This is a genomic window from Halosolutus amylolyticus (assembly GCF_023566055.1).
GTDB lineage: Archaea > Halobacteriota > Halobacteria > Halobacteriales > Natrialbaceae > Halosolutus > Halosolutus amylolyticus.
The window spans coordinates 934,482-948,737 of the sequence record NZ_JALIQP010000001.1 but is presented as its reverse complement, the minus strand read 5'-3'; the positions used below and the strand labels follow the sequence as shown (position 1 = coordinate 948,737).

11 protein-coding genes, 2 tRNA genes and 1 pseudogene are annotated in these 14,256 nt (G+C 64.5%); 4 read left to right on the top strand and 10 right to left on the bottom strand.

Annotated features, from left to right (window positions below):
- Position 1: 1 nt before the first annotated feature.
- Together MUN73_RS04575 and MUN73_RS04570 are read right to left on the bottom strand one after the other, a co-directional pair.
- Complete coding sequence (locus tag MUN73_RS04575; RefSeq protein WP_250139259.1) at positions 2-1,576, bottom strand: DNA-directed RNA polymerase subunit B''; 1,575 nt, start codon at positions 1,574-1,576, stop codon at positions 2-4.
- On the bottom strand, positions 1,577-1,804 hold the full coding sequence (locus MUN73_RS04570; protein WP_250139258.1) for a DNA-directed RNA polymerase subunit H: 228 nt from the start codon (positions 1,802-1,804) through the stop codon (positions 1,577-1,579).
- A 313-nt stretch (positions 1,805-2,117) separates the two neighbouring features.
- Here MUN73_RS04570 and MUN73_RS04565 point away from each other — a divergent pair.
- From MUN73_RS04565 to MUN73_RS04550, 4 genes are all read left to right on the top strand, one after another.
- Positions 2,118-2,190: transfer RNA gene (locus MUN73_RS04565), tRNA-Asp, on the top strand.
- Between the two features lie 189 nt (positions 2,191-2,379).
- Positions 2,380-2,452: transfer RNA gene (locus MUN73_RS04560), tRNA-Asp, on the top strand.
- 217 nt (positions 2,453-2,669) lie between these two features.
- Positions 2,670-3,089 carry a group I intron-associated PD-(D/E)XK endonuclease gene (locus MUN73_RS04555; RefSeq protein ID WP_250139257.1) on the top strand — a complete coding sequence of 140 codons (420 nt, stop codon included), beginning with the start codon at positions 2,670-2,672 and terminating at the stop codon, positions 3,087-3,089.
- Positions 3,090-3,272: 183 nt separating this feature from the next.
- The gene (locus tag MUN73_RS04550) at positions 3,273-5,387 is read left to right on the top strand and encodes a bacterio-opsin activator domain-containing protein (protein WP_250139610.1); all 2,115 of its coding nucleotides are present in this window, start codon (positions 3,273-3,275) and stop codon (positions 5,385-5,387) included.
- A gap of 248 nt (positions 5,388-5,635) precedes the next feature.
- Here the strand turns inward: MUN73_RS04550 and MUN73_RS04545 are convergent.
- From MUN73_RS04545 to MUN73_RS04510, 8 genes and pseudogenes are all read right to left on the bottom strand, one after another.
- Positions 5,636-6,398 (bottom strand): annotated as a pseudogene (locus MUN73_RS04545) (protein-L-isoaspartate O-methyltransferase family protein).
- A gap of 48 nt (positions 6,399-6,446) precedes the next feature.
- Positions 6,447-7,100, bottom strand: coding sequence for a protein-L-isoaspartate(D-aspartate) O-methyltransferase (locus MUN73_RS04540; RefSeq protein WP_250139256.1), 654 nt, complete (start codon positions 7,098-7,100; stop codon positions 6,447-6,449).
- 78 nt (positions 7,101-7,178) lie between these two features.
- Positions 7,179-7,838: an HVO_0476 family zinc finger protein gene (locus MUN73_RS04535; RefSeq protein WP_250139255.1), complete on the bottom strand. Its 660-nt coding sequence runs from the start codon at positions 7,836-7,838 to the stop codon at positions 7,179-7,181.
- Between the two features lie 52 nt (positions 7,839-7,890).
- Entirely contained in the window at positions 7,891-8,841 is a 951-nt protein-coding gene (locus MUN73_RS04530; protein ID WP_250139254.1) for an aminopeptidase, read from the bottom strand.
- Between the two features lie 55 nt (positions 8,842-8,896).
- Positions 8,897-10,126, bottom strand: a complete 1,230-nt coding sequence (locus tag MUN73_RS04525; RefSeq protein ID WP_250139253.1) for a TrkA C-terminal domain-containing protein — start codon at positions 10,124-10,126, stop codon at positions 8,897-8,899.
- Between the two features lies 1 nt (position 10,127).
- Positions 10,128-11,396, bottom strand: a complete 1,269-nt coding sequence (locus tag MUN73_RS04520; RefSeq protein ID WP_250139252.1) for a DUF8167 domain-containing protein — start codon at positions 11,394-11,396, stop codon at positions 10,128-10,130.
- On the bottom strand, positions 11,393-13,702 hold the full coding sequence (locus MUN73_RS04515) for a CARDB domain-containing protein (protein ID WP_250139251.1): 2,310 nt from the start codon (positions 13,700-13,702) through the stop codon (positions 11,393-11,395). The genes MUN73_RS04520 and MUN73_RS04515 overlap by 4 nt, the downstream gene beginning before the upstream one ends.
- A 39-nt stretch (positions 13,703-13,741) precedes the next feature.
- Positions 13,742-14,242: a DUF7382 domain-containing protein gene (locus MUN73_RS04510; protein WP_250139250.1), complete on the bottom strand. Its 501-nt coding sequence runs from the start codon at positions 14,240-14,242 to the stop codon at positions 13,742-13,744.
- Positions 14,243-14,256 lie beyond the last annotated feature (14 nt).

The window sequence follows — 14,256 nt, the reverse complement described above, 5'->3', positions numbered from 1 at the left end:
ATCAGTCGTCCGCCGTCGATCGTTCGATGCCTTCGAGGCCCGGAATGCCCTGGACCCCCATCGATGCCAGTTCCCGCTTGAGTTCCTGTTCGTCCTCGACGTTCTGGGAGAGTTCCATCGCCTGCGCGAAGTTCTTCACCAGCCCACAGTTGGGCCCCTCCGGCGTCTCGGAGGGACAGATGCGACCCCACTGGGTCGCGTGCAGGTCCCGCGCCTCGAAGTGAGGCTGGGACCGCGAGAGCGGCGATCGAAGCCGGCGCAGGTGCGAGAGCACGCCCATGAAGTCGGTACGGTCGACCAGCTGCGAGACGCCCGATCGGCCACCGACCCAGTTTCCGGTCGCGATCGGGTGCTCGAGTCGCTCGGTCAGGACGTCCGATCGGACGACCGTGTTCACCGAGAGCTGTCGGTTGCGCATGTTGGCGCGCTCGAGCTGGTACTTGACGTCCCGGGCCAGTTTGTTGAGCGCGGTCCGGAACAGGTCTTTCATCAGGTCGCCGGAGACCTTCAGGCGCTTGTTCGCGTAGTGGTCCTTGTCGTCGGCCTCGCGTCGCCCGAGCGCGAGTTCGAAACACGCTTCGGCCATCCGACAGAGGTAGTGGGCCTTGTTGATCCGGACGTCCTCCTCGTCGACGCCCTCCTCGTGGAGGTGCGGCAGGAGGTAGCGGTCGATCACGTAGTTCGCGCGCTTGAGCTGGTAGTTCTTCCCCTGGCCCGAGGCGACCCGTTTCCCGAGGGCCTCGATCGCCTCCTCCTCGGTCTGGACCTCGGCCTCCTCTAAGTTCTCCAGCATGTACTTGACGACCTCGGGGTCGTTCGAGACCTTGTGGACGATCTCCTCGTCCGATTCGAGGCCGAGCGCGCGCACGAGCGTCACGAAGTTGATCGATCCCGAGACCGACGGGAACGAGACCTCGAGCAGTCCGTTTCGAGTCCGCTCGCAGAGCACGAGCGCCCGATACCCGCGACGCTGGGAGAAGGTCTTCGCGACCTGGATCTCGTCGCCGTACTTGGTGTCGTACTCCGCGAGGATCTTGTTCGGCGCGAGGTCCTCGCTCGTCATCAGCACCCGCTCGGAACCGTTGACGATGAAGTAGCCGCCGGGGTCGGCGGGGTCCTCGCCGATCTCGATCAGTTCCTCGTCGGAGAAGCCGGCGATGTTACACTTTTCGGAGCCGACCATGATCGGCATCCGCCCGATCTTCGTCTCGGTCGAGTCGACGACCCGCTGGTCGCCCTCCTCGCCCTTGACGATCGACATCTCCATGAAGACCGGCGCGGAGTAGGTGATGTTTCGAAGGCGCGCCTCCTGCGGGTAGAGCAACTCTTCGGAGCCGTCGGCCTCCCGAACGCGCGGCGTCACCACGCGGACGTCGCCCAGTTCGACGTGCACCGGTTCCTCGCCTTCCTTGTCGCCGATGTCCGTGTCGATCGTCGCCTTCTCGTCGACGACCTCCTGCATGCCGCGGTTGAGGAAGGCGTTGAACGATCGATAGTGGTGTTCGGCGAGTCGTTCCTTCGAGAAGTACTCCCGCGAGATGTCCCGTCGTTTCGCTCGATCGAGTTCCATTGCCATTTATTCCACCACGAGTCGGTATACGACTGCCTGATCGGTTGTCCGTGAGTTCCGGACGATCTTGATGACGTCGCCGATCTCCGCCTCGTCCGGGAGGGCGGGATCGTTGCGCTTGATTTTGGGCAGGTCTGTACGGTCGATGTCGTACTCGGAGAGCACCTCCTCGAGCGCGTCCTCCTCGAGAACGGTGTGCTCCGGGACGAGTTCGTGTTGGCTTACGTCTACCATGTTGTGTCGGTGTGCGTGTCGGCTATCGGGAGAGAAGCGGCTGTCACGAGATACTACAGGCAGGTATCGGTGGCAGGCAGTTAAGGGTTACTAACTCGACCGGGAAGCGTGGCTATCCGGCCGGGCAAACCTGACCGGAATCGACTGTCACGTTCTACGGTAGCCGGCTATCGGTTAAATTCCTTGTGGGTCGTGCGGACTGATGACACGGTTTTCGGGTGCGTCAGGGAATCGATCGTGGCCCGATTCACCGTACCACGGAGGGATCGATTGGAAAGTCTTAATACCGTCACCGGGAAAGCAGGAGTTGCAAGCCCGGATGGTGTAGTGGCCCATCATACAACCCTGTCACGGTTGTGACGCGGGTTCAAATCCCGCTCCGGGCGCTTTTCAGATTCCGATACTCACGAGCGATCGGTATACTGGCAGCGGGTATTCCGAAACGTGTCGGATTCCTCACGTCGGGGTTATGACTGCGATCGAATAGTACCGATGACGAGAAATGACTGGAAGAACACGAGCGCGTCACTGGAACAAAACCCTTAATACCGTCACCGGGAAAGCAGGAGTTGCAAGCCCGGATGGTGTAGTGGCCCATCATACAACCCTGTCACGGTTGTGACGCGGGTTCAAATCCCGCTCCGGGCGCTTTCTGCCGACGCCGATTCGTGAGCGAGGAGTGTCCGACGAGCGAAGCGAGTCGCTGTGTCTCGAAAACCAACACGGATGGGTTTTCGTCCTGACGTTTGTCCGCCCACTCGGCTCGCAAGCGACAGCACGTCAGCAGTCGTCCATCGACGGTACGAGTGTGCCGCCGCGTCCACGGGTTTTTGACACAGCACGGTCCCAGATCGTCGGGAGTTGTATGGCTAATCCGAAGACCCTCGGTGACGAAACGGAAGCGAAGATCGTGGCGACACTCATTGCGGACGGATACACCGTCTCGGTACCGTTCGGTGACAACGACAAATACGATCTCGTCGTCGACGATAGCGATCGCCTCTATCGTATCCAGTGTAAAACGGCGTGGCAGAACAAAGCCGAGACGATTCGCTTCAATACGCACTCGCAAACGACGAGAGACGGTAGGTATCACGAACAGACGTACGACGACGTGATCGACGCGTTCATCGTCCGATGTCCGGATCGAGAGCAGTTGTACTGGATCCCGATCGAGGACGCGACAGAGCAGAAGATGGAACTCCGGTTCGAAGCCAGTATCGACCATCCATCGATCAACTGGGCACCCGACTACGAATTCGACGGCAAAATCCCGGAGCGATAACGAGAACCGCAACCGCGGAACGGTGGCCGATCGAACTGCCAGTTGTCGATCCCTCTCTCGTTCGACGCCACTCTCGATTCAGCACGATCGAGTACTAACATATTAGTATCCCGATCGGACTGGTACCGATATCGACGCCTCACCGATCGGCGGTTCCGATCGGTGACCATCGACACGAAACCCATGTCACAGCCGATCACCGTTCTCGTCGTCGACAACGAACCGGGATACGCCGATCTCGCTGGATCGATGCTCGAACGCGAACACGACGCGATCGAGGCCGTCGCCGCAACGAGTGCCGACGACGCGCTCGCGGTGCTCGACCGGCGCGACGTCGACTGTATCGTCAGTGACTACGAGATGCCGTCCCTGTCGGGTCTCGAGTTGTTAGAGCGGATCCGGGAGGACGATCCGGACCTGCCCTTCATCCTGTACACGGGCCGGGGATCGGAGGAACTCGCCAGCGAGGCGATCGCCGCGGGCGTCACGCAGTACTTCCAGAAGGAGTCGGGCGAGGAGCAGTACGCGTTGCTGGCGAACCAGATCACGAACGCGGTCTCGCAGTACCGCGCGGAGACGGAACTGCGCGAGAGCGAGCGCCGGTACGAACGGACGCTGACGACGCTCCACGAGACGACGCGGGACCTGATGCGGGCGGAGACGAAAGACGAGATCTACCAGTCGGCCGTCGACACCGCGGGCGACATCCTCGACGTGGCGGTCGCTGCGGCCTACGCGTTCGAGCCGACCGACGGGGTGCTCGCCCACGCCGCGTCGATGCGGGAGTCGCGCGAACTCGTCGATCCCGAAATGACGTTCGAGCGCGGCGAGGGACTCGTCTGGGAGGTGTTCTCGGAAGGAGAGAGCGCGTACTACGAGGACGTCCAGCGAACGGGCGTCGAGCGCGCCCAGACGCTGAGCCGGAGCGAGTTGATCGCCCCCCTCGGGACTCACGGCGTGCTGGTCGCGGGCACCGAGGACGTCGACGGCTTCGACGAGACGATGACCGAACTGTTGCACATCCTGGCGGCCAACACGGAGGCCGCGCTCGATCGGGCCGAGCGCGAGCAGTTGCTCCGCGAGCACGATCGGACCCTGACCGCCCAGAACGAGGAGCTGACTCGGCTCAACCACACGAACGAGATCGTCCGCGAGATCAACCACGGCGTCGCCCAGGCCTCGACGCGCGACGAGATCGAGCGGCGGGTGTGTGATCGACTCGCCGATACCGATCGGTACCTGTTCGCCTGGATCGCGACGAACGACGACGACCCGCCGACGCCGACGGCCTGGGCGGGGGTCGACGCGGCCTACGTCGATCGGATCCGCGACGACGGGGAGTGCGCTCCCGAGGTCGGACTGGTCAAGGAGACGCTCGCCACGGAGCAGGTCCAGGTGGTCCGCAACGTCCTCGAGGCCGACGACTGGAGCCCCCGGCGGAAGGACGCGCTCACGTACGGCTACCAGACGGTGCTTTCGGTGCCGCTCGTCGACGACGAACGGCGGTACGGGGCCCTGCTCGTCCACGTGCCGGGCGTCGACGCGATCACCGACAGCGAGCGCGAGGTGCTCGGCGAACTCGGAGAGACGATCGGCCACGCGATCCGATCGGTCGAGCAGACGCGGGCGATGCTCACCGACAGCCGCGTCGAACTCGAACTGACGAGTTACGACGAGCGCTTGCTCGTCAACCGCCTCTCCGAGCGGATCAGCGGCCCCATCACGCTCGAGGGCGTGATCGATCGGGCCGACGACGAGGTCGTCGTCTTCGTGAGCGTTCCGTCGACGGCGGAACTCGGGCCGGTCATGGCGGAGTGGGCGTCGGTCGAGACGCTCTCGGCCGTCTCCGAGGGCGAGGACGAGACGCTGTTCGAACTGACGCTCTCGTCGACGCCGTTTCTCGACGTGTTGCGGACGTACGACGTGCAGTTGCGCGAAGCCACGGCCGAGGACGGCACGACGACGCTCGTCCTCGAGGTTCCCCAGCACGTCGAGACCCGATCGCTGATCGAGGGATTCCAGAACAGCTATCCGGATACCGAACTCGACGCCAGGCGCGAGACGACCGGGACGCGCTCGGCCCGCCAGCTCGACACCTATCTCGAGGAGCGGCTTACCGACAAACAGTTCGAGGCGCTACAGGCGGCCCACTACAGCGGCTTTTTCGAGTGGCCCCGCGAGAGTACCGGGGAGGATCTCGCGGACGCCCTCGACGTGTCCCCGCCGACGTACCACTATCACCTGCGGGCCGCCGAACGAAAGCTGGTGACGCTGGCGTTCGACGGCGGTTCTAATTAATTAGTACGACACGCACTGGCCACCCAAACAGTTAGAGATTATATTTAACCCCCATCACCGCATACCAGTAACTGGCGATCTGAGATAGACTGTCGCCACCCCCCAATCCCCCACCCCCACTTTCCCCCCGACACAAGTTCGCCAGCGACGCGGCTGTTCGTCGGTCTCACTGGTTCGGAACGACAGCCGTCGCGATCGGTCGCGCCGTCGACGAGAGACCGGAACAAGGGTACGACAGTACCGCGTCGTCAGCGCGGGCGCGACGCCGAATCGATCGCGTCGTCCCACTCGATCCACTCGTGTTCCCAGCCGCGGCGGGTTTCGGCGCGACGCGTCGCGTGTTCGCGATCTTCGCGAGCCATCCGGTTGCGTTCGACGGCGCCCGACTGTTCGCCCTCCACGAGCAACGGATCGAAGGAAACGGCGGCGAACGATTCGGTCTCGCCGTCCGCAGTGACGGCTTCGAGCCGTTGGGTCTGCGTTCCACGAGGAAAGACGAGTCGACCGCCCTCGCGCAGTTGGTCGAGCAGGGCCCGCGGTGGCTCGACCGCCGCGGCCTCGAGCAGTATTCGATCGAAGGGCGCGTACTCGGGGAGACCCGCGGCCCCGTCGCGACAGTCGACGAGGACGCCGTCGTAGCCCGCCTCCGCGAGGTTATTCCGTGCCTCGATCACGAGCGGGCGGGAGATGTCGACGGCGTGGACGCTCGTTTCGCCGACGAGTTCGGCTGCCACGGCCGCCGTGTATCCGACGCCAGCGCCGACGATCAGCACCTCCTCGTCACCGTCCAGGGAGAGCGCCTGGAGCAAGCGGGCGACCGTACTCGGGGCGAGGACGCGGGTGCCGAGGATCTCGTGGTCCCGATCGGCGTAGGCCGTCCGCTCGTCGTCGACGAAAGCGTGGCGTGGCACGTCCCGCATCGCAACGGCGACGCCGTCGTCCGTCAGGACGTTCTTGGGGGGGTGCGGCGAGGCCGTCGATCAGGTCCTCGCGCAGTACCGCGGGGTCCATACGCCAGCTATCGCGCCGGCCGTAATCAATGGCGCGCTTGCGCAATCGTCAGCGCATCCGAACGAACCGCACGCCCCCGTGTTCGCTCCGAGCGAGCGAGCCGTCCGGGAGTTTCTCGGCCAGCACCAGCGACTGGAACCCGGTCCCGATCGGGGCGAGCAGCCGACCGCCCGATCGAACCTGCTCGACGACGGGAGCGGGAAACTCCGGGGCCGCACACGTGAGGTACGCGGCGTCGTAGGGGGCGCGCTCGGGCCAGCCGTCCGCTCCGTCGCCGACCCGGACGGAGACGTCGTCGTACCCCGTCTCGGCGAGCGTCTCCCGGGCGTCCGCGGCGAGGTCCTCGCTGTACTCGACGCTGTAGACGTGATCCGGACCGACGAGTTCGGCCGTCACCGCGGCGTGGTAGCCACAGCCCGTCCCGATCTCGAGCACGTTTTCGCCGGGATCGAGCGCCAGTTTGTCGGCCATGACCGCGACCATGTGCGGTGCGCTGATCGTCTGCCCGTCCCCGATCGGTAACGGGCGGTCCGCGTAGGCCTCGCCACGGCGATCCTCGGAGACGAACTCGTGGCGCGGGGCCGACTCGAGGGCCTCAAGAACGCGATCGTCCGCCACGCGCGAGGCGACGGACCGGACCATCCGCTTCCGGGCGGCCTCGTAGTCGCCGGGGTCGGGATCGGAGTCGCCGAAGCCGAACATAGCGTCGCTACAGCTAGTCGCTCGAGTACAATAGGCTGTGGGGCGCGAGTGCCGGCGAGAGTACGAAACGATTCTCGGTTACCAGGCCGACCAGGCGCTGGTCGTCTGATCGTAGGCGTAGACCCGCTTCGCATCCTTCGCGAGGACGGTATCGCCCTCCATCTCGTACCGATCGCGATCGTAGCCCGAGGCGTCGTCGCGGACGACGAACGCGTCGATCTCGAACTCGTCGTCGCCGAACGTCTCGATCTCGCCGACCTCGAACTCGTAGTCGCCGGGGACCCGAACCGTAATGGATCGGCTGTCGTCCCGCGACCCGTCCTTCGGGTGGACCGTGACGTTGACCGCGACGTTGTCCACCTCGCGGGTCCAGACGGTCTCGACGTCCTCGGCGACGGCCTCCTCGGTCCGCCGGTGCTCGTCGAGTTCGACGCTCGTCACGCGAACCGTCGAGAGCACCTCCTCGGTCTCCAGGATGAACTCGTCGCCGGTTTCGATCGTCTCGTCTTCGGGCGTGGTGACGTTCGCGGTGAAGGACTCGCCCTCCTGGGAGACGACCACGTCGAGTGTGACCTCGCGCTCTCGTTCGGGCTGGATTTTGTGGACGTGGCCACACTCGCTACAGCGGACGGTTACGGTGCCGCCGCCTTCCGTGGCCGTCAGGACCTCGTGAACGGTCTCGAGGTCCGGCGAACACGACGGACAGGACGTCGGAACGCGATCCGGAATGTCGGTCATGGGACGTCGTACACGCCACGCACTAAAAAGGCGATTGAACCCGTCTTCGGGATCACTCCGCACGCGGAAGCGCCACTTCGTCCCCGTCCGCGTAGACCGTCGGCTCCCGCACGATCCCGTCGAGGTGGATCGGCGCCTCGACGTCGCCGCCGATCCCCGCGTCGTCGCCGATCGCGATGTGGACCGTCCCGCCGGCCTTCTCGTCGAGCAGGACGGAGCCGACGAGGGCCGTGACGGCGACGTTCGTCCCGATCCCGAGTTCCGCGAGGTTGAACGCGGCGTCGCCCACCTCGTCCGCGGCGGCCTCGATCGTCTCGCGGATGTCGTCGTCCGAGACGTCGGTAACGAGTCCGTCTTCAACCTCGAACGAGAGCGTCTCGCCCTCGTCGAGCAGACCGTGGGGCATCATCGTCCCGTCGACGACGAACCGGCCGTCGGCCGATTCGGGGCTGACGAACACCTCGCCCGCGGGCAGGTTCGACATCATCCCCGCCTCGTGGACGATGCCGGTGTCCGCGAGCCACTCCCGGTCGGCGACGTCGAAGGTGATGTCCGTGCCCGCGGGCGCAGTGACGCGGACGTCGTCGGCGTCGGCGACCTGCTCTCGGACGTCCGTACAGTGGGCCTCGATCGACTCGTAGTCGGCCTCCAGACCCGTCGTGAAGACGTCCTCGGTGATCCCCGGCAGCGTGGCGACGCGCGCACCCGCCTCGTTGGCCTCGGTGCGCGCTCGGGTGTGACTCAGGCTCTTCGTCGTCGGCGCGAGGACGACGTCGGCGTCGGCCATTGCCGCCGCGACCGGGGCCGGCGGCTCCGCCCCGTGGGTCTCGCCCGGCGGATAGCGGACGACGACTGCGTCGTCGGTGATCTCGGCCGCCACCTCGTACAGCGCCTCGCCGATCGGCTCCCGTTCGTCGTCGGTGACGATCGCACAGGATTCGCCGGACTCGAGATTCAGACACTGGCCCAGGGCCGTCTCGGCGGCGGGTCGGAGTTCGGACATACACGTACAGTGGCCCCAGTGGGCCGAAATGCTTTGCCTTCCGGCGGTCGATCGGTCAGTCGGCCGCCCCGGGCGTCGCTTCCGGTGTCTCGGGACCTGCCGACGACTCCCCACTTCCGTCGCGGTCCGCGAGTTCGGCCGGCGTCCCGAAGACGTAGATCGTGTCGCCGGCTTCCAGCGGCTCGTTGTCCGCCGGCAGCGACAGTTCCTCGCCCTCCCGATCGATCGCGAGGACGGTCCCCGACACCCAGCCGGCGAACTCGCTCTCGAGCGGCCCGTCGGCCGCCACCGTGGTCGCCGTGACCGTCTCGTCCGCAGTCCGGATCGCCGAGACGAGCGCGTGGGCGTCACCCGGCGTCTCGGGACGGGTCGTGAGCCGGTAGCGATCGCCCGGTTCGAAGGCCTCCGCGTCGTCCGCGTCGACGATCAGCGTCGTGACCGGGTCGGCGCTCGCCCGGAGCGTCCCCGTCGTGACGAGCCGATTCGAGCCGTCGTCGTCCGTCCAGACTTCGACCGGATCGCCAGCGCTCGCCCGCGAGGACGGATCGCCCGCGATCGCGACGGCGACCCGGTCCGGCCCCAGCGTTGGTCCGATGCCGGCCCGTCGAGCGCCGATCGTGAGCGCGGCCACGCCGCCGTCCGCCGCGAGTTCGGCGCGGACGTACCCGAGGTCGTAATCGGATTCGAGCCGGCGCTCCAGTCGCGACCGGAGCGCCGACGTCGACAGGCCGCTCGGGAACTGGAGGTCACGGTCCGCGAGGTCCCGTTTGACCGCCTCGTCGACGGCCGGATACCCCTCCGCGTCGTCGATCGACGCGGGTAGCGTGACGGCGACGGCGAGGCCGGCCGACTGGACGAGATCCGCGACCGGCCCGCTCGCGTCTACCGCCGTGATCTCGTAGGTCCCGCGCGCGAGGTGATCCCCCAGCCGGTGGCCGAGGCCGGCGACGACGCCCCCGGCGACCAGTACGCCGAGGACGTAGGAACCGGTCGCGTAGTGGACCAGCGGCGAGTCGGCGATGACCGTCCCGTGACGAAGTGCTTCGCCCGTGAGCCAGCCCGCCGGCAGCGCGAGCCCGACGAGGACGGCCGGCCCGATCGGCAGTTGTCGGACGGTCAGTGCCCGGTAGCCGAACGCGAGCGAGAGCGCACCGACGCCGGCCAGCAAGCCGTAGCCGAGGATGCCGAGCAGGGCAGTTCGAGTCCATTCGATCGTGGTCGGATCGGCGATCCCTGCCCCGTTCTGTAGCGGTTCGACTGCCATCGCTGCGATCGTGGTCGACATCTCAGTGACTCACCTCCAGCGCCGCCGGATCCCGTCCATCCGACCGAGGGCCGAACGCGGTCGCGTCGGTACCGAGGAGGAACGCCTCCGCACCGACGGCGACTGCCTCCCGATCGGGTTCGAACTGCCACTCGTGCTCGTGGATCGACTCGTCGTCGCTCGCGTCCGTCCGGCGAACTGCGAACACCTCGAGCGACGTCTCGTCGTCGGCCACCGCATCCAGGATCGGATCGGTCAGCGTCACCTTCCCGATCACGGGATCGCCGCGGTCGAGCAGCGAAATCGCGTCGAACTCGTGGGTCGTCCCCCGCGGCGTGACGGCGATCCGCGCCCGCTCGGCGGAAAGCAGGACCTCCGCGTCAGTCGTCCGAACGGCGACGGTCACGCGTCCGTCGCCCCCGCTCGCCACGGTATCGGCTGCGTGTGACGCCCCGTCAGCCCCGGACCGATCGGCACGAGGGTCGTCCGAGTCGGCTCCCACGGGCGACTCGTGGTCGGCCGCGGACGCGTCGACGGTGGCACTGAGGACCGTCCCGGAGACGGCCCCCGAGTCGGTGACTGCGAGGACGTCGTCGCCCGGGGCAAGCCCCGTCGGGAGCAACGCGCGAATCGAGACGGCACGCCAGCCGTCGGGCACCTCCTTCGCGACGCCGCTGGCGGGCGGTGCCGCAGTGATCGTCGCCCGACCCCGGCCGTCCACCGAGACGGACACCGCCTCCAGGTCGTACGTCGTCCGGAGCCTGTCCTCGAGTCGCGTCTCCAGTTCCGAGAGCGGCAGATCCGCGGGGAATCGCCACGCGCCATCCTCCAGCGTTGCCCGGAGGTCCGGTCCCAGCGGCGGATACCCCTCGAACTCGCGGACGCCACCGCTCGATCGGATCGTCACCTGTCCCATCGCGTCGACGGCGTCGATCGCCTCCGCGGCGAGCGGCTTGGTCCGCTCGATCGGGCCGGCGGCATCACGCGGCAGGTCGGCGGCGAGCCGTGTTCCACAGGTCGTGGCGTACAGTCCGAGCACGAGTACGAGTCCGAGGCCGAGATACAGCCCTAACTGGGCCGTACTCGGGTCGACGACGTCCACCGCGTACAGCGCGCCCGCAGTGACCACCGCGGTGACCGTACCGCCGGCGATCGGCGGCGGCCCCTCGTCGGCGAAATACTTGCTCGCGAAACTGGTCCCGCCGACGAGTAGCGCGACGACGACCCCGAACAGCAGGCCGACCGACACCCCGGTGAGTATCTCGACTGGCGTCACGAAGAGCACCGTCATTGGTCCGGGCGTCGATCGCCGAGTAGCGCGAGTACGGCGACGAGAGCCAGCGTGGCCGTCAGAGCTCCGAAGCCAGGGAGCCCGTCCGAATCGTTCGAGTCGTCCGGCTCGTCCGTCCCGTCGTCGGCCTCCGTAATCGTCACGGCTTCGGTCATTTCGTCGTCCTCAGTGGCGACCCTGAACTCGGACCCGCCAGTCCCGTCGTCGCTCAGCGACACCGTAATCGTCTCACTCGCGGCCGATTCGATTGTCAGTTCTTCGCTGGCGACTTCACCCTCGGCATCCGATACGGTGACCGTCTGGGTCCCCTCGACGCCGCCGGTGTTCTCCACCGTCACCGTCAGGTCGAACTCTTCGCCGGCTTCGAGCTCGTCGGGCGTCTCGATGTCGGAGATTTCGAACTCCGGTGGGTCGGTGACGTCGCTCGTGCCTTCGATCGTCTCGTTGTGACCCGTCACGGCGTGGGCGATCGTCAACCCGACGTCGGTATCGGTCTCGTGACCGAGGATCGCTTCCGAGCCGTCCGGTTCAACTGTAACCGACTCCGTAGCGACGACTTCGTCATCGAGTTCGTAGGTGATGGTGTCGATCACCGTCTCGTCGGCCTCGTTCTCCAGGTCGACCGTGAACTCGTAGGGTGACCCGGAGCCGACCCGATCGGGGAATCGAGCATCCTCGAGCGTCACGGTTCCAGGTTCGACGACACTGATCGAACCGACGTCGGTGTCGTCGATCGCGAGGTCGTACTCCGTGCCGATCGCACCGTGGGGCGTCCACTCGAACTCGATCGTCGTCTCCTCGTCGGCGTCGAGTGAGACGGTCTGTGTGTCGACGGCCTCGCCATCGGCGATCAGTTCGGCGGTGTGACTTCCAGGCCCGCCGTCGTTCTTATAGGTCGCTGACGCTGTCACGGTACTTCCCTCGACGATCGCGTCGGCGTCGAATTCGGACTCGGCGAGTTCGATCTTTGGAGGTTCTGTGATCTCGAGTTCGGCAGTATCGCTTTCACCAGCGATCGTGGCAGTTATCTCAGCCGTTCCCTGCTGCTGGGCATCGACGACGCCAGCATCGACGTCAACGATGCCACCAGCGTCGTAATCGGCGACCTCGGAGGCGGTGACGGTCGAACCATCGTCCAGTGTCAGCGTCACCGTCACGCTTGTCTGTTCACCAGCTCCAACAGTATCATCTGAGAGTGACACGGAGACAGCTTCGACCTGCCACTCGAGAACAGGATACTCGTCCGTCAGAGTCCAGAAGGTCCCGAAGCCAAAGCCATTTAGGTTTGTTTCGGCCTTAGTACCGGTCATTTCGGCAGTTGTGAGACCAGAACCAGTGCCTTGTCCATCAATAACACCAGTAGTTTGCCTGTCCCAGAACGTATCTGAATACGTTCCAGAGTGCCAGGATCGACCAGTTCCATTGATTGCGCCTATTTCATCACCACTCAACTCACCAGTAGCAAATGCTGTACTGATCGTACCGCCGTCGTGCCCAAATCCGCCATTGGCACCCGCGATGCCGCCCGCTTCAGTTCCAGTCACGTCTCCCGTAGCATATGCTATCCGAATGGTATCACCTTCTCTCATGAACCCGACAAGACCACCAGCCCTCCCGTCAGATGCTTCGATGTCTCCCTTTGCGTACGTATTTGTAATCGTATAGTCCTTCCAAGAGGATATCCCACCGATCAGTCCACCAACGGCGTTCTCTCCAGAAACGTCCACATCTGCTCCTGAGCGCTCAACTGTTCCATCCCCATCCTCCAGGAAACCAATTAAACCACCGACCTCTCGACCTTCTCCTTTGACGCTACCAGTTACAGAAACCTCTTTGACATCACCTGCATTTTCTCCGACGAGCGTACCCGTATTCCGTTCACCACCGCGAACGTCGATATCTTCGAGATAGACGTTCTTGATTGTTCCAGTCGTCCGGCCGAACAATCCAACGTTATTATCCGATGGTCGATCAATCGTCAGTCCAGTAATTGTATGATTTTGACCGTCGAACGAACCGTCGAAAGGTGACTCGTCACCGATCGGTTCGAACCCGGCACCTGCGTCCCACGTCTCGGTTTCACTCGCGTCAACATCATTCCCGAGAACGTAGTGGGCGTCCGGGTTCTCATTCATTGCTTGTAGTTCTTCGACATCAGTGATTATATACGGATCATCCTCCGTCCCATCACCGTTCATTTCTTCGAGTGATGCCGTAGCAGCGGCAGAACCTGCGAAGAAAACTGTACCTGCAATTACGATCAATCCGAAGCAGAGTAGAATCCGCACTGATGTTTGTTTTTTCATATTAAGTTATTATTTTCACTATATGTTTTTAGATCCGTATTAACGATCGACGACGACGATTTCGGCATTAGGCTGTTCGTCAATGTAATTGCTATCGGAGGGAGGAACGACATCTATCTCGAGCGTACCCTTGTCTTGATCAGCACGGAGGTCAGGGTCGATAGTCACATCTGCCGAATTAGAACTACTACCAGTGTACTCATCTGCAGGTCCATTGAGTTGGGCTGAACCAGCAGTCACGATGATTGTCGCATCTTCAACCTCGTTTCCGTTCTCGTCGATAACGTCAATAGTGACGTCCTGCTTTTGGCCAGCTTCGATTACCTGATCGGTATCGTCGATTTCAGCCGTCACCTCGGTATCACCGACAGTCCCGATCGTCCCCAGCATATTCAACATCAATGCCAGCGCGGCCACGCCGACCACGAGCGCGATCACCAGCCGGATCGGCAAGCCTTCGATCGCGCGATCGTCCTCGGTGAACGATCGCGAACGGGCCGGCCTGTCGGAGTCGTCCGACAGCAGTGTGTTCGGCACCATGCCCCTCCTTGGTC